Annotated in this window: 19 protein-coding genes and 1 tRNA gene; 12 read left to right on the top strand and 8 right to left on the bottom strand. The window is 65.6% G+C overall.

The window, feature by feature from the left end; translation table 11 throughout:
• Nucleotides 1-55: 55 nt before the first annotated feature.
• The 5 genes from ACSX1D_RS14535 (at nt 56) to ACSX1D_RS14515 (ending at nt 3,895) form a co-directional block, all read left to right on the top strand.
• On the top strand, nt 56-370 hold the full coding sequence (locus tag ACSX1D_RS14535; RefSeq protein ID WP_439859176.1) for a 3-phosphoglycerate kinase: 315 nt from the start codon (nt 56-58) through the stop codon (nt 368-370).
• A 172-nt stretch (nt 371-542) separates the two neighbouring features.
• The gene (locus tag ACSX1D_RS14530) at nt 543-1,142 is read left to right on the top strand and encodes an FMN-dependent NADH-azoreductase (RefSeq protein ID WP_439859175.1); all 600 of its coding nucleotides are present in this window, start codon (nt 543-545) and stop codon (nt 1,140-1,142) included.
• Between the two features lie 246 nt (nt 1,143-1,388).
• The gene (locus ACSX1D_RS14525) at nt 1,389-2,258 is read left to right on the top strand and encodes a carboxylate/amino acid/amine transporter (protein ID WP_439859174.1); all 870 of its coding nucleotides are present in this window, start codon (nt 1,389-1,391) and stop codon (nt 2,256-2,258) included.
• On the top strand, nt 2,255-3,145 hold the full coding sequence (gene rarD / locus ACSX1D_RS14520) for an EamA family transporter RarD (protein WP_439859173.1): 891 nt from the start codon (nt 2,255-2,257) through the stop codon (nt 3,143-3,145). Before ACSX1D_RS14525 ends, rarD begins: the two co-directional genes overlap by 4 nt.
• Nucleotides 3,146-3,196: 51 nt before the next feature.
• Nucleotides 3,197-3,895, top strand: a complete 699-nt coding sequence (locus ACSX1D_RS14515) for a cupin domain-containing protein (RefSeq protein WP_439859172.1) — start codon at nt 3,197-3,199, stop codon at nt 3,893-3,895.
• Here ACSX1D_RS14515 and ACSX1D_RS14510 read toward each other — a convergent pair.
• Nucleotides 3,865-4,269 (bottom strand): anti-virulence regulator CigR family protein, encoded by a 405-nt coding sequence (locus tag ACSX1D_RS14510; protein WP_439859171.1) that lies wholly within the window; start codon nt 4,267-4,269, stop codon nt 3,865-3,867. The two genes, ACSX1D_RS14515 and ACSX1D_RS14510, sit on opposite strands and share 31 nt — an antisense overlap.
• A gap of 174 nt (nt 4,270-4,443) precedes the next feature.
• Here ACSX1D_RS14510 and ACSX1D_RS14505 point away from each other — a divergent pair, with 174 nt between their 5' ends.
• Together ACSX1D_RS14505 and ACSX1D_RS14500 are read left to right on the top strand one after the other, a co-directional pair.
• Nucleotides 4,444-5,790 carry a DEAD/DEAH box helicase gene (locus ACSX1D_RS14505; protein WP_439859170.1) on the top strand — a complete coding sequence of 449 codons (1,347 nt, stop codon included), beginning with the start codon at nt 4,444-4,446 and terminating at the stop codon, nt 5,788-5,790.
• A 5-nt stretch (nt 5,791-5,795) separates the two neighbouring features.
• Complete coding sequence (locus tag ACSX1D_RS14500; protein ID WP_439859169.1) at nt 5,796-6,332, top strand: DUF1294 domain-containing protein; 537 nt, start codon at nt 5,796-5,798, stop codon at nt 6,330-6,332.
• 40 nt (nt 6,333-6,372) lie between these two features.
• On the opposite strand, the gene ACSX1D_RS14495 is transcribed toward ACSX1D_RS14500, so the two are convergent.
• Nucleotides 6,373-7,353: a zinc-dependent alcohol dehydrogenase family protein gene (locus tag ACSX1D_RS14495; RefSeq protein WP_439859168.1), complete on the bottom strand. Its 981-nt coding sequence runs from the start codon at nt 7,351-7,353 to the stop codon at nt 6,373-6,375.
• A 182-nt stretch (nt 7,354-7,535) separates the two neighbouring features.
• Here ACSX1D_RS14495 and ACSX1D_RS14490 point away from each other — a divergent pair, with 182 nt between their 5' ends.
• Nucleotides 7,536-8,684 carry a PQQ-dependent sugar dehydrogenase gene (locus ACSX1D_RS14490; protein ID WP_439859167.1) on the top strand — a complete coding sequence of 383 codons (1,149 nt, stop codon included), beginning with the start codon at nt 7,536-7,538 and terminating at the stop codon, nt 8,682-8,684.
• 134 nt (nt 8,685-8,818) lie between these two features.
• Here the strand turns inward: ACSX1D_RS14490 and ACSX1D_RS14485 are convergent, their stop codons facing one another.
• Entirely contained in the window at nt 8,819-9,007 is a 189-nt protein-coding gene (locus ACSX1D_RS14485; RefSeq protein WP_439859166.1) for a hypothetical protein, read from the bottom strand.
• Nucleotides 9,008-9,320: 313 nt separating this feature from the next.
• On the opposite strand from ACSX1D_RS14485, the gene ACSX1D_RS14480 reads away from it, so the two are divergent.
• A complete protein-coding gene (locus ACSX1D_RS14480; protein WP_439859165.1) occupies nt 9,321-10,163 on the top strand; it encodes a CvfB family protein in 843 nt (280 codons plus the stop codon).
• A 110-nt stretch (nt 10,164-10,273) separates the two neighbouring features.
• Nucleotides 10,274-10,349 (top strand) — tRNA-Thr (locus tag ACSX1D_RS14475).
• A 196-nt stretch (nt 10,350-10,545) separates the two neighbouring features.
• Here ACSX1D_RS14475 and msrA read toward each other — a convergent pair.
• From msrA to ACSX1D_RS14450, 5 genes are all read right to left on the bottom strand, one after another.
• Nucleotides 10,546-11,217, bottom strand: a complete 672-nt coding sequence (gene msrA / locus ACSX1D_RS14470; RefSeq protein ID WP_439859164.1) for a peptide-methionine (S)-S-oxide reductase MsrA — start codon at nt 11,215-11,217, stop codon at nt 10,546-10,548.
• A 2-nt stretch (nt 11,218-11,219) separates the two neighbouring features.
• Nucleotides 11,220-11,732: a peptide-methionine (R)-S-oxide reductase MsrB gene (msrB, locus tag ACSX1D_RS14465; RefSeq protein ID WP_439859163.1), complete on the bottom strand. Its 513-nt coding sequence runs from the start codon at nt 11,730-11,732 to the stop codon at nt 11,220-11,222.
• A 220-nt stretch (nt 11,733-11,952) separates the two neighbouring features.
• Nucleotides 11,953-13,008 (bottom strand): GGDEF domain-containing protein, encoded by a 1,056-nt coding sequence (locus ACSX1D_RS14460; RefSeq protein ID WP_439859162.1) that lies wholly within the window; start codon nt 13,006-13,008, stop codon nt 11,953-11,955.
• A gap of 234 nt (nt 13,009-13,242) precedes the next feature.
• Nucleotides 13,243-13,494, bottom strand: coding sequence for a GNAT family N-acetyltransferase (locus ACSX1D_RS14455; RefSeq protein ID WP_439859161.1), 252 nt, complete (start codon nt 13,492-13,494; stop codon nt 13,243-13,245).
• 144 nt (nt 13,495-13,638) lie between these two features.
• Nucleotides 13,639-13,770, bottom strand: coding sequence for a hypothetical protein (locus ACSX1D_RS14450; protein WP_439859160.1), 132 nt, complete (start codon nt 13,768-13,770; stop codon nt 13,639-13,641).
• A gap of 297 nt (nt 13,771-14,067) precedes the next feature.
• Between ACSX1D_RS14450 and ACSX1D_RS14445 the strand changes: the two genes are divergently transcribed.
• Nucleotides 14,068-14,859, top strand: coding sequence for a PP2C family protein-serine/threonine phosphatase (locus ACSX1D_RS14445; protein WP_439859159.1), 792 nt, complete (start codon nt 14,068-14,070; stop codon nt 14,857-14,859).
• A 23-nt stretch (nt 14,860-14,882) separates the two neighbouring features.
• Nucleotides 14,883-16,415 (top strand): protein kinase domain-containing protein, encoded by a 1,533-nt coding sequence (locus ACSX1D_RS14440; protein WP_439859158.1) that lies wholly within the window; start codon nt 14,883-14,885, stop codon nt 16,413-16,415.
• Nucleotides 16,416-16,424 lie beyond the last annotated feature (9 nt).

The following is a 16,424-nucleotide window of genomic DNA, read 5'->3' as shown; positions in this document are numbered from 1 at the left end:
TGCATGCGGCGGCGATATCGTCCTAAACTGGCGGCCCCCTGCTGGAGACTGCCCGATGCGAAACCTCTGTTGTGCCCTGATCGCCCTGTTGCCGTTGAGCGCTGTTGCCTACCCGATCGAGCTGGACAAGCAGCTCAACGGCACCGAGGTGTCCGCCACCACCCAGGAGATCGACCACAACATGGGCGCGCTGCGGCTCTACAACTATGGCCAGACCGATGCGCAGTGCACTGGGGTGTTCCGCAATGGCCCCGAGCGGCCGCGCACCCGCAAGGTGGTGCTGGCAGCGGGGGAGAGCAGCAACATGACCGTGAAGTTCTCGCGCAGCATCATCAGGCTGCGCGTGCAGCTGACCTGCACCCTGCAGTAGTCCGGACGGGCTTATCCCTCGATGCCTGGCGGCGCGGAGTGAGCCTAGATCGGTGGAAATAATAAATCAACTTAGTCGATCCTTTATGTCCGATTTTTGCGCTTTTTAATCGGCTGGCGTGGTCATAGTCTGTGCCCATCGAGACACAACAACTCACGATGGAGTCCCAATCATGTCCCACGTACTGGTAATCGAAAGCAGCGCCCGTCAACAGGGTTCGGTATCGCGTCAACTCACCGAGCAATTCATCGCCCGCTGGCGGGCCGCCCATCCGGCCGACAGCGTCCAGGTCCGCGACCTGGCGGTGGAGCCGGTCCCGCACCTGGATGCCAGCCTGCTGGGCGGCTGGATGACCCCGGCCGAGCAGCAGAGCGAGGCGGAGCAGGCCGCCCTGGCGCTGTCCAATAGGCTCAGCGACGAACTGCTGGCCGCCGATGTGCTGGTGCTGGCCGCGCCCATGTACAACTTCGCCATACCCAGCACCCTGAAGTCCTGGCTCGACCATGTACTGCGTGCCGGGGTGACCTTCCAGTACACCGAGAACGGCCCCCAGGGGCTGCTCACGGGCAAGCGTGCCTTCGTCCTAACCGCCCGCGGCGGCATCTACGCCGGCGGCAGCCTGGATCATCAGGAACCCTACCTGCGCCAGGCCCTGGGGTTCATCGGCATCCATGACGTCAGCTTCATCCATGCCGAAGGTCTCAACATGGGCGGCGACATGTCGGAAAAAGGTTTGGCCGAGGCACAGGCAAAGCTGGCGCAAGTGGCCTAATCTTTAGGCATCGGCGACTGCCTTCGCGCCCCCTCCGCTCCTTGGGGGCGCCCCTGCCCGGTCGACCAGCGCGAACTGGTCCCTCGGGCCTTTTTTATGCCCCCCAGCGCTACGCTGGGGGCACTGCGTCTCCGGCCCGGCCGCAAGCTCAGCCTGCCGCCCGCGCCATCCCAGCCCCGCACCTGCATCCGCGATTGTTGCCAGCGCCGCGAGCGGCTAAGGTCGCCGGTTTTCTGCGAGGTGGCCATGCGTTATCTAGTCGTTGTGACCCTGTTGTGGGCGTTTTCCTTCAGCCTGATCGGCGAGTACCTGGCCGGTCAGGTGGACAGCTACTTCGCCGTGCTGACGCGGATCGTCATCGCCGGCCTGGTGTTCCTGCCACTGACCCGCTGGCGCGGCGTGGCGCCGGGCTTCATCCGCGGCATGTTGCTGATCGGCGCCCTGCAGTTCGGCGTCACCTACGTCTGCCTGTACCTGAGCTTCGGCGTGCTGAGCGTGCCGGAGGTGCTGCTGTTCACCGTGCTCACCCCGCTGTACGTGACCCTGATCGAAGATGCCTTGCGGCGCTGTTTCAATCCGATGGCCCTGGTCGCCGCGCTGGTGGCGGTGGCCGGCGCGGCGCTGATCCGCTACGAGCATGTCGGCGCGGACTACTACCTGGGCTTCTTCCTGCTGCAGATCGCCAACGCCACCTTCGCCGCCGGCCAGGTGCTGTACAAGCATCTGCTGGCGCGCCATCCCTCGACCATCCCGCCCTACCGCCGCTTCGGCTATTTCTACCTGGGCGCGCTGGCCGTGGCCCTGCCGGCCTTCCTGGTGTTCGGGAACGCCGCCCGCTTACCCAGCAGCGCCCTGCAGTGGAGCGTGCTCGCCTGGCTCGGTATCGTGGCCTCCGGGTTGGGGCTTTACTGGTGGAACAAAGGCGCCAGCCTGGTCGATGGCGGCACGCTGGCGGTAATGAACAACGCCCTGGTGCCGGCCGGCCTGCTGGTGAATCTGCTGCTGTGGAATCGAGATGCCGACCTGTTGCGCCTGGGTCTGGGCGGCGCGGTGATCGCCGCATCATTGATGCTGGGTCGGGTGGGCACCCTGCAAGGAGCGAAGGCGACTCAATGAATCTGTCTGGACGTGGGGTGGCGCTGTCGGTGATCGCCTCGGTGCTGTTCGCCGTGATTCCCGGCTACGTGCAGCAACTGCAGCCGCTGGATGGCGTGCAGGTGTTCGCCCAGCGCGTGCTCTGGTCGATTCCGGCGATCCTCCTGCTGGTGGCGCTGACCCGGCAGTGGCGTACCCTGGCCGCGGTGCTCGGGCGCATGTGCCGCGAGCCGCTGCTGCTGTTGGCCAGTCCCGTGGCGGCGCTGCTGATCGGCGTGCAGTGGGGCCTGTTCGTCTGGGCGCCGCTGGCCGGCTACATGCTCGACGTCTCCCTGGGCTACTTCCTCCTGCCGCTGGTCATGGTGCTGGCCGGGCGGTTGTTCTACGGCGAACGCCTGCGGCCCCTGCTCAAGGTGGCGGTGTTCTGTGCGGTGATCGGCGTGTTGCACGAGCTGTGGCGCACCCAGGCGTTTTCCTGGGTGACCCTGGTCACCGCCCTGGGCTACCCGCCGTACTTCATGCTGCGCCGCTGGATGCGCATGGACGCGCTGTCCGGGTTTATCCTGGAGATGCTGATGCTGGCGCCGATCGCCATCTGGCTGATCATCGCCTGGGGGCCGGCGGATCTCTTCGAGCTGGCGCCGCAGCTGTGGTGGTGGCTGCCGGGGCTGGGCCTGCTCGGCACCCTGGCCTTCGCCGCGATGATGGCCTCCAGCCGGCTACTGCCGATGGGCCTGTTCGGCATCCTCAGCTATGTCGAGCCGGTGCTGCTGTTCGCCGTGTCCCTGGTCTATCTCGGTGAGCATTTCGACATGGGGCAACTGCTGACCTACCTGCCGATCTGGCTGGCGGTGCTGCTGGTCGCCTGGGACAGTACCCGTCTGCTGATCAAGCAGCGGCGCATCTGAACCGACGCACTCGCGCAGAACGCCTGCGTCGCTCAACTACAGGTGAATGATATGCGGATCAATGCGGACCTCGACCGGCGCGTGGTGCTCGACACCCAGGCCATGGCCTGGCAGGCCTCGCCGCTGCCCGGCGTGGAGCGTCGGCCCCTGGAGCGCTTTGCCGCGGAAAGCGGCCGCGCCACCTCGCTGGTGCGTTATGCCCCGGGCTCGGCGTTCAGCCGTCACCTGCACCCGGGCGGTGAGGAGATCCTGGTGCTCGACGGCGTGTTCGTCGACGAGCATGGCGAGTATCCGGCCGGCTACTGGCTGAAGAATCCCCCGGGCAGTGGTCACACCCCGTCCAGCCCGGCGGGCTGCCTGCTGTTGGTCAAGCTGTGCTACCAGGCGTCAGAGGATCAGCGCAGCGCGCGCCTCGACACTCGGGCGGCGCAGTGGCAGCCGGGCCAGGTGCCGGGGTTGCGGGTGCTGCCGCTGGACAGCTACGGCGGGGTGCACACGGCCCTGCTGCGCTGGGGGCCGGGCACCCGCGTGCCGCTCCAGCGCCAGCCCGGCGGCGAGGAAATCCTGGTGCTGGAGGGCGTGCTGGAGGACGAGTCCGGCGCCTACCCGGCCGGCACCTGGTTGCGCAACCCGCCGGGCTCGAAGCACACGCCGTTTTCCAGCGCGGGCTGCCTGATCTACGTCAAGGTCGGCCACCTGCGCGAAGGCGCCGGCAGCGATCAGTCCAGCACGTTCCTCAGCACTTCGTAGACGATGCCCGTGGCGATGGCCACCAGCACCACGTCGCGGCCGATCTGCTGCCACTCGTAGCCATCGTAACGGGGCAACTGGCTGGCCAGGCGTGGGTCGAATCGCTTGGCGATGCCCGGTGGCAGCGGCTTGCCGCGCGCCAGGTTCTTGGCAATGCCCGGTGGCAGCGAGCTGACCGGTCCGATCAGCTGACGGTTGTCGCCGAGGATGATGCGCACCCGGCCGATGTCGATCGTCGGGCCGTTGAGGTGCACGCTGACGTCGTCGCCATGGCCAGCGCCATGCTTGTCGGCTTTCGGCGCCGCCAGGGCGCCTTGCGTGGCCAGGCTCAGGGTCAGGGCGCTGCAGATCAGCAAGGGCAAGGAACGGTGCATGGCAGTCTCCAGACTCGATTGGTGGTTATCCCATTTGAATTGAGCGCCTGAACCGGCATTCGTTCAAGGGTCGGTACGCATTCAGTGGGTACGGTTGCACAAAGAAATTCGGCCACGGCGCGGGAAACCGTTAGGCTATGCAGCTGATTCCCGTATTTTGCCGAGGTTGACCCCGTGTTTTCCCAATTCCCCCTGCACGAACGCCTGCTGAAAGCCGTGGCCGAGCTGAACTTTGTCGAGCCCACCCCGGTGCAGGTGGCGGCCATCCCGGCGGCGCTGCAAGGGCGTGACCTGCGGGTGATCGCGCAGACCGGCAGCGGCAAGACCGCGGCCTTCGTCCTGCCCCTGCTCAACCGCCTGCTCGGTGACGGCGCGCCCAAGCCGCGGGTGAGCCTGCGCGCGATGATCCTGCTGCCGACCCGCGAGCTGGCCCAGCAGACCCTCAAGGAAGTCGAGCGCTTCGCCCAGTTCACCTTCATCAAGGCCGGGCTGATCACCGGCGGCGAGGATTTCAAGTCGCAGGCGGCCATGCTGCGCCGGGTGGACATCCTGATCGGCACGCCGGGGCGGCTGATCGAGCACGCCAACGCCGGCAACCTGCCGCTGGACGAGGTCGAGGTGCTGGTGCTGGACGAGGCCGACCGCATGCTCGACATGGGCTTCGCCGAAGACGTGCAGCGCCTGGCCGAAGCCTGCAGCGGGCCGCACCAGACCCTGCTGTTCTCCGCCACCAGCGGCGGTTCCGGCCTGCGCGAGATGGTCGCCAAGGTGCTCAAGGACCCGCAGCACCTGCAGCTCAACGCGGTCAGCCAACTCGCCGAAGGCACCCGCCAGCAGATCATCACCGCCGACCACAACTACCACAAGGAACAGCTGGTCGAGTGGCTGCTGGCCAACGAAACCTACGACAAGGCGATCATCTTCACCAACACTCGGGTCCAGGCCGACCGCCTCTACGGCAAGCTGGTGGCCCGCGAGTTCAAGACCTTCGTGCTGCACGGCGAGAAGGACCAGAAGGACCGCAAGTTGGCCATCGACCGTCTCAAGCAGGGGGCGGTGAAGATCCTCGTGGCCACCGACGTGGCGGCCCGCGGCCTGGACGTCGACGGCCTGGACCTGGTGATCAACTTCGACATGCCGCGCTCCGGCGACGAGTACGTGCACCGCATCGGCCGTACCGGCCGCGCCGGCGCCGAGGGCCTGGCGATCTCGCTGATCTGCCACACCGACTGGAACCTGATGTCGAGCATCGAGCGTTACCTCAAGCAGCGTTTCGAGCGGCGCTCCATCAAGGACCTGAAGGGCAGCTACCAGGGGCCGAAGAACCTCAAGGCGTCCGGCAAGGCGGCCGGCACCAAGAAGAAAAAGACCGACGCCAAGGGCGGCAAGAAGGCGGTGGCGAAGAAGCCCGCGGCCAAGAGCAAGCGCAACACGATCAACAAGCCGAAGAGCGACGCGCCGGTGCTGGTCAGCCAGGACGGCCTGGCACCGCTCAAGCGGCGCAAGCCGGCCGCCGAGTAAGCGCGATGCGCCTGCCGGCGGCGAGCGCGCTTTTGCCGTGGTCGGCGTTGGCGCAGGGGCAGGGCGGTGTCCACAAGTGCCTGCAGGCCGACGGCGTGGTGCTCTACAGCGATCAGGTCTGCAGCCTGGCGCACAGCAACCTGGCCTTGAGCGTCAGTGGCTACGCCAGTTATCCGCCCATGCTGCGCGACCTGGCCAAGCTGTGGCACGAGCAGCGGCAGCCGCTGTTCGTTGGGGGCGAGGTGCTGGCCTATCTGCTGCTGGTCTATGGGCTGATGAGCCTGATCTGCTTCATCGCCTACTACCGCGACAAGCAGTTCGCCATTCGCGGCACGCAGCGCACGCCCGAGGCGCGTCTGCACCTGTATGAGCTGCTGGGTGGCTGGCCGGGAGGCCTGCTGGCGCAGCGCCTGTTCCGCCACAAGAATCGCAAACTCGCCTACCAGCTGAAATTCTGGCTGATCGTGTCGGTACACCTGGCGCTCGGCGCGCTGGTGCTGTGGCTGGACCATTGGCCCGAGTCGCTGCAGGCGCTGTTCTGAACGAGGCGGGCGTCACCGCATGCCCGCCCAGCCTCGACGCTTACTTCGGCACGATCAGGATCTTGCCGTCGCGTTCGCCACTGGCCGCCGCGGCCACCGCCTGCTTGATCTCGCTGACGTCGTAGGTGGCGGCCACGCGCGCGCGCAGCTTGCCGCTGGCGATCAACTGGGTCAGTTCGCCGAACACCCGCATCTGCTCGGCCTGGGTGGCCTGGCGGAACCACTTGGCCAGCCAGAAGCCCTTGAGGGTGACGTCGCGGAACACGAAGGAGGCGGCCGACACCTGGCAGGGCTGGCGGCTCATCATGCCGTAGTTGACCAGCACGCCGCCCTCGCACAGGCACGCGGCCAGGTGGTCGGTGGCCGCGCCGCCGACCGCGTCGATGCCCAGGCGCACGTCCGCGCCGCCGGTGGCCGCGCGCACACGCTTGGCCAGGTCCGGGCCATCGATCAGGACCACGTCGCCGCCTTCGGCCTCGACGGCGGCCAGCGCCGACTCGCGGCGCACCACGTTGATGGTCCTGAAGCCACGCAGCTTGGCCAACTGCACCAGATAGCTGCCGACGCCGGAGTTGGCGGCGTTCTGGATCACCCAGTCACCGGGCTGCAAGTCGACGAACTGGCTGAGCAGCAGCGAGGCCGTCGGCGGGTTGACGGTCATCATCGCCAGTTGCTGCGGGTCGCCCTCCGGCAGGGGAATCAGCTTGTTCGCCGGGGCGTTGAGGTGGCTGACCCAGGTGCCGCAGCCGACCGGCAACAGCACCAGCTGGCCGACCTTGAGGTTGCTGACCTCGGCGCCGAGTTCCTCGACACGGCCGACGCCCTCGTTGCCGCCGATCGCCGGCAGCGGCGGCAGCATGCCGTACTCGCCGGTCAGGGTGAGCACGTCGGAGGGGTTGATCGGTGCGGCCTGGACCTTGACCCGCACCTCGCCGGGCCCCGGCGCGGCCAACTGCAGTTCGACGGCTTCGATCACGTCCTGCGGCTGCGGGCCGCGGGTCTGGTACTGGGCTTTGAGCATCGGGGTTCTCCGTGAGATGCGAGTGAATCAGCGCCCCAGTCTAGACCCCTGGAGCTGCGACCGGACGAATCCTGCGCAATCCATCTCGTTGATCATCGCCGCCTGGTGCACTATGGCCTAGTCGAAGGCCGGCGCCGCGGAACTGGCGTCGGTCCATGCCCATCGAGTCGCGGAGGTGCAGCATGCGCAACAGGCGTTCATTGGCGATGTTGGGCCTGCTTGCCGTGCTGGCGATGTCGCTGCCGGTCGCGCAGGCGCGCGAGCTACCGAGCGAGCGCGGTACGCTGCAGGTCACCACGCTGCTGTCGGGGCTGGAGCATCCCTGGGCCCTGGCTTTCCTCCCGCATGAGCAGGGTCTGCTGCTGACCGAACGCCCGGGGCGCCTGCGTGTGCTCGGCGCGGACGGCCGGCTGTCCGAGCCCCTGGCGGGCGTGCCGGCGGTCTACGCCCGTGGCCAGGGGGGGCTGCTGGATGTGGCCCTGTCGCCCGATTTCGCCGCTGAGCGCTGGGTCTACCTGGCCTATGCCGAGGCCGGGGCGGACGGCCGTGCTGGCACGGCGGTGGGCCGTGGTCGCCTGTCGGCGGACCAGCGAGCGCTGGAAGGCTTCGAGGTGATCTTCCGCCAGCAGCCCAAGCTGTCGAGTGGCGTGCACTTCGGTTCGCGCCTGGTGTTCGACCGTGACGGCTACCTGTTCGTCGCCCTCGGCGAGAACAACCAGCGACCTACCGCCCAGCACCTCGACAAACTGCAGGGCAAGGTGGTGCGCTTGCACCCGGACGGCCGCGTGCCGGCCGACAATCCCTTTGTCGACCAGGCCGGCGCGCGCCCGGAGATCTGGTCCTATGGCCATCGCAATCCCCAGGGAGCTGCCCTCAATCCCTGGACGGGACGGCTATGGGTCCATGAACACGGCCCCCGGGGCGGCGACGAGATCAATATTCCCCAGGCAGGTAGGAACTACGGCTGGCCGCTCGCCACCCATGGGGTGAACTACTCGTTCCTGCCGATTCCCGAGGCGTTGGGCGAAACCGTCGCCGGCACCGAGGCGCCGCATCATGTCTGGGAAAAGTCGCCGGCGATCAGCGGCATGGCGTTCTACGATGCGCCGCGCTTCCCGCAATGGCGGCGCAGCCTGTTCATCGGCGCGCTGGCCGGACAGGCGCTGCTGCGCCTGCAGCTGGATGGCGATCGGGTCATCCACGAAGAGCGTCTGCTGGAGGCGCTGGATGTGCGCATTCGAGACGTGCGTCAGGGGCCGGACGGCTACCTGTACGTGCTGACCGATGCGCGCAACGGCCAGTTGCTGCGCCTGGGCCTGAGGGACGAGTGAAGATCGCCGCGTTTCAATCGGCGGAGGGCTTTGCCCGCCGGGTGGCAAGCAAGCTGGTGTGGCGGAGGAGGGGAATGTGAGGGGCGCCTGGCGCTTTGTCATGGCGAGCAAAGCGCTGCTGGGCTGGAGCTCGGCTACTTCTTGCCGATGGTGATCTGCTTGCTGGCGCCGTAGACCTGGCCGCTGACGCCTTTTTCGATCTGCTGAATTTCGCCGCCGGCCTTCAGGAAGGCCGCAATCTGCGCGTCGATCGAGGCGCTCGTTTCAACGGCAGGGGCCGGCTTGGGTTTACTCTGGGATGCTTTCACACGCATGGCAGCCATTAACCTGTTTAAAAATTAATTTGGCCGGGCATTGTACGCGAACGGCTTGACAATTGCTTGATAAATAATATTGGGACGTGTTTATCGGGCTGATTTCACAACCGCCAGAACTAGCCAAAATAAATCCTGATTCGTGACTAAGCCCTTGTTTTATTGAGAGTCGTCATCTTTCCTGGCGAGTTACAGGCGCGCGACAAAGCAGGTCCGTACCACTGGTCGGATCATTCGGTGGGCGCCAGCTCGACGCAGTCCGCTCGGCAAAGCCGGCGGCAACTCGGGTAGAATGCCGGCCTGGCAACGAGGGTAGGGCACCATGGCGGTTATTGGACGCATGAATTGTTTGCAGGTCGTCAAGCATACTGACTTCGGCCTGTATTTGGATGGCGGCGCGGATGGCGAAATATTATTGCCCAAGCGATATATCCCCAAGGATACGCCGAGCGAAGTGGAAGACTGGCTCAATGTATTCATCTACTTGGACAGCGACGACAAGTTAATTGCCACCACGGAAAAACCGAAAGTTCAGGTGGGTGAATTCGCCAGCCTGAAAGTCGTGGATATCAACCGGGTCGGACTGTTTCTCAATTGGGGGTTGCCGAAGGATCTGCTGCTGCCCCATTCCGAGGAAAAGCGCCCATTGCAGGTCGGTGACTATTGTGTGGTGCATGTGTTCCTCGACAAGCGCAGCAAGCGCATCACCGCCACCGCGCGCCTGGACCGCTATCTGGACAAGCTGCCGGCGACCTACCAGGACGGCCAGGAGGTCGACCTGCTGGTGGTCGAGTCCACCGACATGGGCTTCAAGGCGATCATCAATGGCCAGCACTGGGGCCTGATCCACAAAAACGAACTGTTCAAGTTCCTGCGCAGTGGCATGCGCGAGAAGGGCTTCATCAAGGAAGTGCGCGCCGACGGCAAGATCAGCCTGAGCCTGCAGCCGGTAGGGCAGGACGTGCTGGGCAGCCTGAGCGAGCAGATCCTGGCCAAGCTGCGCGAACAGGATGGCGTGCTGCCGCTCAGCGACAAGAGCTCGCCGGAGGCCATCAGCGCACTGTTTCGCGTCAGCAAGGGCAACTTCAAGAAGGCCATCGGCGGCCTGTATAAGCAGGGCCACATCCGCATCCACGACGACCGTATCGAGCTGCTCGAACCTTAATTCTTGGACAGCCTGGAAGGTGATGCGTTAGTCGCGAACGGCCCGTACACAAAACGCGAAAAACTCGCTTGAGCCCCTGCCTGCTCCCATGAATAATGCGCAGGCAACGTGCCGTTGTAGCTCAGTTGGTAGAGCACGTCATTCGTAATGATGGGGTCGGGGGTTCGATTCCTCTCAACGGCACCAATAAAATCAAAGGGTTAGCGAAAGCTAGCCCTTTGTCGTTTCTGGTGGTGTCCCGCGGCAGTCGACGGCGATGGCGGGGCATTGCCCCTGTTTGCTGCTCGACGGGGCTCGCTCTTCGATAAGCAGGAGATCAGCCGTACCTACCCGGTTATTGGCTTCAAGCCGTGGTCCGCGGCCCGATTGGGTTGGTTGCGGATCAGTGCTTCTCGCCCCAGAGCTGTTCCAGCCGCGCATCGCGGCCGCAGCCGCTGCGGTAGTAGGTGTAGCGCAGCGGGTTTTTCCGGTAGTAGTCCTGGTGGTACTCCTCGGCCGGGTAGAAGGTGGTGGCGGGCAGGATCTCGGTGACGATTGGCTGGTCGAAGCGGCCCGAGGACTCAAGTGCGGCCTTCGAGGCCTCGGCCAAGGCCTTTTCCTCGGGGGTGCTGTAGAAGATCGCGCTGCGATACTGCGAGCCGTGGTCGCAGAACTGGGCGTTGGCGGTCAGCGGGTCGATGGTCGGCCAGAAGGCTTCGAGCAGATCGGCATAGCTGGTCTTGCGTGGGTCGTAGCTGACTAGCACGGCCTCGGTATGCCCGGTGCCGCCGGCGGAAACCTGCTGGTAGCTGGGGTTGGCGAGGTGGCCGCCGGTGTAGCCCGAGGTGGTGGAGATCACCCCGGGCAGCTTGTCGAAGTCCGATTCGGTGCACCAGAAGCAGCCCCCGGCGAAGACTGCCACCCCTTGTTCGCCCGGGGGGAGGTCGGTGGCTGGGCTGGCTTGTGCCTGCTGCACCTGGGGCGCGCCGGGTTTGCAGGCGCCGAGCAGCAAGGCGGATAACAGCAGCGCTGCCCATGCGCCGAGGCCGAGGCGGAAATCTTGGTCGGGGCGCATGTTCAACTCCTCAGGGGGGGCAGGGCGTCGCCCTGGGGGATGAAGCGCAGGGCCAGGCCGTTGTTGCACCAGCGCTCGCCGCGTGGCGCCGGGCCGTCGTCGAACAGGTGGCCTTGGTGGCCGCCGCAACGCGCGCAGTGGTATTCGGTGCGCGGAAAGATCAGCTTGAAGTCGCGCTTGAAGCCGGTATGGCCTTCGATCGGCTGGGTAAAACTCGGCCAGCCGGTGCCGCTTTCGTACTTGTGCTGGCTGTCGAACAGCGGCAGGTAGCAGGCGGCGCAGATGTAGGTGCCGGCGCGCTTCTCGTCGTTCAGCGGGCTGCTGCCCGGGCGCTCGGTATCTTCCTCGAACAGCACCGCATAGGCGTCGGGCTCGAGCAGCTCGCGCCAGGCGCTGTGCGGTTTGTTCAGCGGCACCACCCCGGCGTTGGTTGCGCCGGCGGCCAGGCCAAGTGGAGCGTGGCTGCCTAGTAGAGGTAGCAGGGCCATGCCCTGGAGGAGGGAGCGACGTTTCATGGCGGTTCTCTGTCCAAGGGTTCGATCTGTAGACAGTCTTGTCGTCAGGTTGTTACAGGTGATCGCTCTGCCGGGCCCGGCTCTTGCCTAGATCATGGCGAGCGGCCGCATCTTTTTTGGGGGGGCGCGGAGTTTCTCAGTGGCGCAGTGGAAGTCGATCGTCACGAGTATGGTGCGGACGCGGCGCCACAGTGGCCCGGGAACACGTGTTTCAGCGGACCTACGGGCTGCTGGGCGCGGCGGCCAGGGCCGACACGGGAGTGGGGTCTGCCTCGATGATTGAGCAGTCGCGGCCGGCACTCTTCGCCTCGTAGAGGTGTTGATCGGCTCGCTGCAGCCAGCTCTCCCAAGGCTCGCCGCTACGCAGGATGGCGCCGCCGACGGACATGGTTACCGGACCGCCCGGGCCGCGCAGGTGTTCCCTGACCTGGTTCTGCAGATGGGCGGCGGCGGCCTGCAGGCCCGCCTTGTCGGTATTCGGTACCAGCAGGAGAAACTCTTCGCCGCCGAAGCGGAACAGGCGGTTTTCCTGGCGCGAACACTGCTGGATCAGCTCGACGAAATCCGTCAGCACCTGGTCGCCGGCGGGGTGGCCGAACTTGTCGTTAATCTGCTTGAAGTGATCTAGGTCCATCACCAGGACGCCGTAGCTGCTGCCATGGCGGCGGTGGGTGGATACGGCGATTCTGAGTTCGTCGTTCATCGCCCGGCGATTGCGTGCGCCGGTCAGTGGGTCGAGGATCGCCATGGCCTGCAACTGATCGCGCTGGGTGTTGGTGCGGTAAGCGAAGATGTAGGTGAACAGGCTGGCGATCAAGCCGGTGACCAGAAACGAAATCATCTGATAGCTGCTCTCGAATACCGTGCCTGGCACGAACAGCGCGTAACCGAGCAGGGTCCCCAGTACCAGCAGCATGGTGATCATGGCCTTGCCCGGGGAGACCATGAAGAAGTTGAACAGAATCAGCGGGTAGATCCAGAACAGCCCGTTGACCCCGAGGTTGATGGCGATCACCGTGGCGCCTGCGGAGAAGATCACCGCCAGCCACAGGCCTGGTTTCACCGTGTCGCCGCTGCGCCAGGCGTGGAGCACGGCGAGAATGGTCGATACCACCATGGTGGTATCGGCGAAGCTGACCAGGTAGTTGCCTTGCACCAGGCGGTACACCGCGTAAGGCGTGACGGCCATGACCCCGAACAGGCCCATCAGGGTGATGATCGACAGCTGGTAGTTCTTGCGCAGCCGCTTGAGCAGCAGCATTGGGAGCTTGGGCATAGCCGGTACTTTTATTTTTATGGCTAAAGGCTGGACAAGCATGCAGAGCTTTGCCTCGATCTGGCAAGGATCAATTCCCGGCCAGTGCCAGTGCTGTTGGCCGCCGCTCGCTTGATGGCCGGGCGGGGCCGGGTATCAGGGGCCGGCTTGCCTGCCTGCGCCGTGGTGGGCTAGGGCGACCAGTGTCTTGTGCCGCTGGTATCGCCGCAGGTGCTCATCGAGCACTGGCGGCAGCTAATCACAGCTGGCAAAGCCTAGCCGTTGGTAGACGAGCTGCAATTGCGGGTGGCAGAACAGCCAGGTTGGACCATCTGTTGCGGCCAGGGCCCGCGCGATCAGTTGCCGGGCCAGCCCCTGGCGCCGCTGTTGTGGCGCGACGAACAGACCGGTCAGCCACTGGCCGCAGGCGATGGGGCGCAGGCAGAGCGCGGCGATGATGTCCTGGTGCTGGGCCACCCATACCCGGTCTCGCAGGCTCGGGCGCATCGCCGAGCGATGGCTGCGATAGAACCTCTCGGCCAGCGCTCTTCGCTCGGAAGGCAGAACGCGCAGGTGCAGATCGGACGTGGGATCGCTGTAATGGGGATGGATGCCCAGCGGCGGACGCCTGGTCCGTGCTGGGCGGAGGGTTCAGGAATTGGCGGAGTGGCTACCCAGTAGGCCTTTGCCGGAGCGCTTGTCTTTCTTCTCCATGCGCTTCTCGTGGGCACTCTTCAGTGGCTTTTTCTTCGCCTGTTTTTTCGCATCCAGACCTTTGCTCATGATCGTTATCTCGCTCTAAGAAGGTATTGGCGAATGTGTTGCGGACCCTGGTTTTCCGATCACTCCCACCTCCCAGGCTGCACCAGCCTGCTTGAGCCGACGATCATCAGCCTTGGTTTAATGATAGCTCGCGGGCCGTCTTACGATGTGGCGCCCGTGGACTTCAGCGGTATCTCGACGGGTTAACACTTTGCTGGAAAATCCGCCGAGGGCGATGACAGCCCGTGCTTCGCAGTCGCATCATGCGGGCCATGGTCTCTACTCGGGCGCTCGGTCCATGAGGTGGAAGCAGCGGGCATGTCGATGACAGCGAACGAACAATCCCTGGTGTTCGCGGCGGACACCGCCGTTGGCCTGGTGCGCGGGCATAACGAGGACGCGCTGCTCTGTTGTCCCGATCTCCAGTTGTGGGCGGTCGCCGACGGCATGGGCGGACATCGGCGCGGCGAGGTGGCCAGTGCCCTGGCGCTGCAAGTCTTGCGTGCCGCCTGCATGGACGGCGCGGATTTGTGCGCCGCGGTGCATGCCGCCAATGCCGCCGTGCTGGCTGCCGCCCAGGCCGATGCCGATTGCCGCGGCATGGGTACCACGCTGGTCGCCGTGCAGTTTCGAGGCGCCGATTTTCAGATCGCCTGGGTCGGCGACAGCCGCGCCTACCGGCTCGACGCGCATGCCATCGAGCGTCTGAGTCATGATCACAGCTGGGTTCAGGCGATGATCGATGCCGGCGAGATGAGCGAGGCCGAGGCGCGCTGCCACCCCCAGCGCGGGGTGATCTTCCAGTGTCTGGGGCGCGAGGAGCACACCCTGGAGATCGGCCTGGTGCAAGGCCGCCTGCAGCCACAGGAGCTGCTGCTGCTGTGCAGCGACGGCTTGACCGGCGAACTGGACGACACGCAGATTCAGCAGCAGTGCGCCACCGCGGCGACCCTCGACGCGCTGGTGGCGGCGCTGATCGCGCAAGCCAATCAACAGGGAGGGCATGACAATATTTCCTGCATAGTGCTGGGCTGCAGCCCGTGCGAGCCGAGTGACGTCGAACAGCCGCGCGGTTTCCTCAGTAGGCTGTTCAAACCCCTGAAATCCTGACCATTGGACGCCCGACCGCCGTCATGACCGAAGAACTGCTCGAAATTCCGGGTTACCGTGTGCATGGCCGCCTCGGCAAGGGCGGCATGGCCGAGGTCTACCTGGCCACTCAGTTGTCGCTGCATCGCAAGGTGGCGGTAAAGGTGCTGCTCAGCGCCGACGATCAGGGGTTCAGTCAGCGCTTCATCAAGGAAGGCCACCTGGTCGCCTCGCTGCATCACCCCTCGATCATCACCATCCATGACATCGACCAGTTGGACGATGGCCGCCACTACCTGGCGATGGAGTTTGTTCCCGGCGGCGATCTGGCGCAGTTCAAGGGCCGCTGCTTCGAGCCGGCACGGGCCCTGCGCATAGTCAGGCAGATCGCCAGCGCCCTCGCCGTGGTCCACGACAGCGGCCTGGTGCACCGCGACATCAAACCGGCCAACATCCTCTTTCGCGACGATGGCACCGCCGTGCTGACCGATTTCGGCGTGGCCAAGGAGGTGAGCCTCGACCAGGACCTCACCCAGTTCGGCATCGCCGTCGGCAGCCCGGCCTACAGCAGTCCGGAGCAGGCGCAGTGCCAGGCGCTGGACGCGCGCAGCGACATTTATAGCCTCGGCGTGATCCTGCTGGAGATGCTGACCGGCGCTAATCCCTTCCGGGGCGCCAACTACACCCAGACCGTGATGAACCACCTGCAGCTGGAGCCACCGCTGCTGCCCTCGGCGCTGCAGGACTACCAGTGGCTGCTCGCGCGCATGCTGGCCAAGGATCCGGACGAGCGCTTCGGCGATTGTCGCGTGCTGCTGGCGAGCCTCGACGAGCTGTGCGACGACGACCCGGACAGCACCCGCAGTGCGCCGGCGCTCAGGCTGGACAGCGGGAAGGCCGGCGCGCCCGCCGGCCCGCGTCGTCGCCTGCTGGTCTGGGCGCTGCTCGGCACCCTGCTGCTGGCCGGAGCGGGTGGGGCGGGCTACTACGGTTACCGGCAACTGCAACTGGCCGACTACCTGGCCCAGGCCGAACAGCGCCTGGCTGAGGGCAAATTGCTCGAGCCGCATCGGGACAACGCCGACTACTTCTTCCGCCAGGCCCTGGCCCTGGACGCGGACAACGGCCAGGCCCAGGATGGCCTGCAGCGGGTGCTGCAGGCGCGTATCGAGGGCTACCTGGCGCTGGCCGAGGAGCGCATTGCCGAGAACCGCCTGCTATTGCCCGAGGACGACAGCGCAACCTTCTATTTTCGTCGTGTGCTGGCCTGGGAGCCGGACAACCTGCTGGCCCTGGCCGGCCTGAACCGCGTGGTGCGGCGCTTCATCGAGCTGAGCGAAGGGGGCTATGCCCGCCGCGAGCCGGCCCTGGCGCTGGAGCACATCAAGCAGGGGCTGGAGGTCGAGCCGGACAACGAAACTCTGCTAAAACTCTATGACAATCACGAGCGGCGTGTGCGCCTGGCCCAGGCCGCTCGGGCGCCGGCCGCAGCGCGTCAACCGGCGAAAGCGGGGGCACGGCAGCAGGACGGGCAGAACCCGATCAAGCGGCTGTGGAAAAACATCTTCAACAGGTGAACGACCGGG

The organism is Pseudomonas sp. MBLB4136 (assembly GCF_051904765.1).
Classification (GTDB): Bacteria; Pseudomonadota; Gammaproteobacteria; order Pseudomonadales; family Pseudomonadaceae; genus Aquipseudomonas.
The sequence above is the reverse complement of the archived record's forward strand: the minus strand, read 5'-3'. Positions and strand labels throughout refer to the sequence as shown.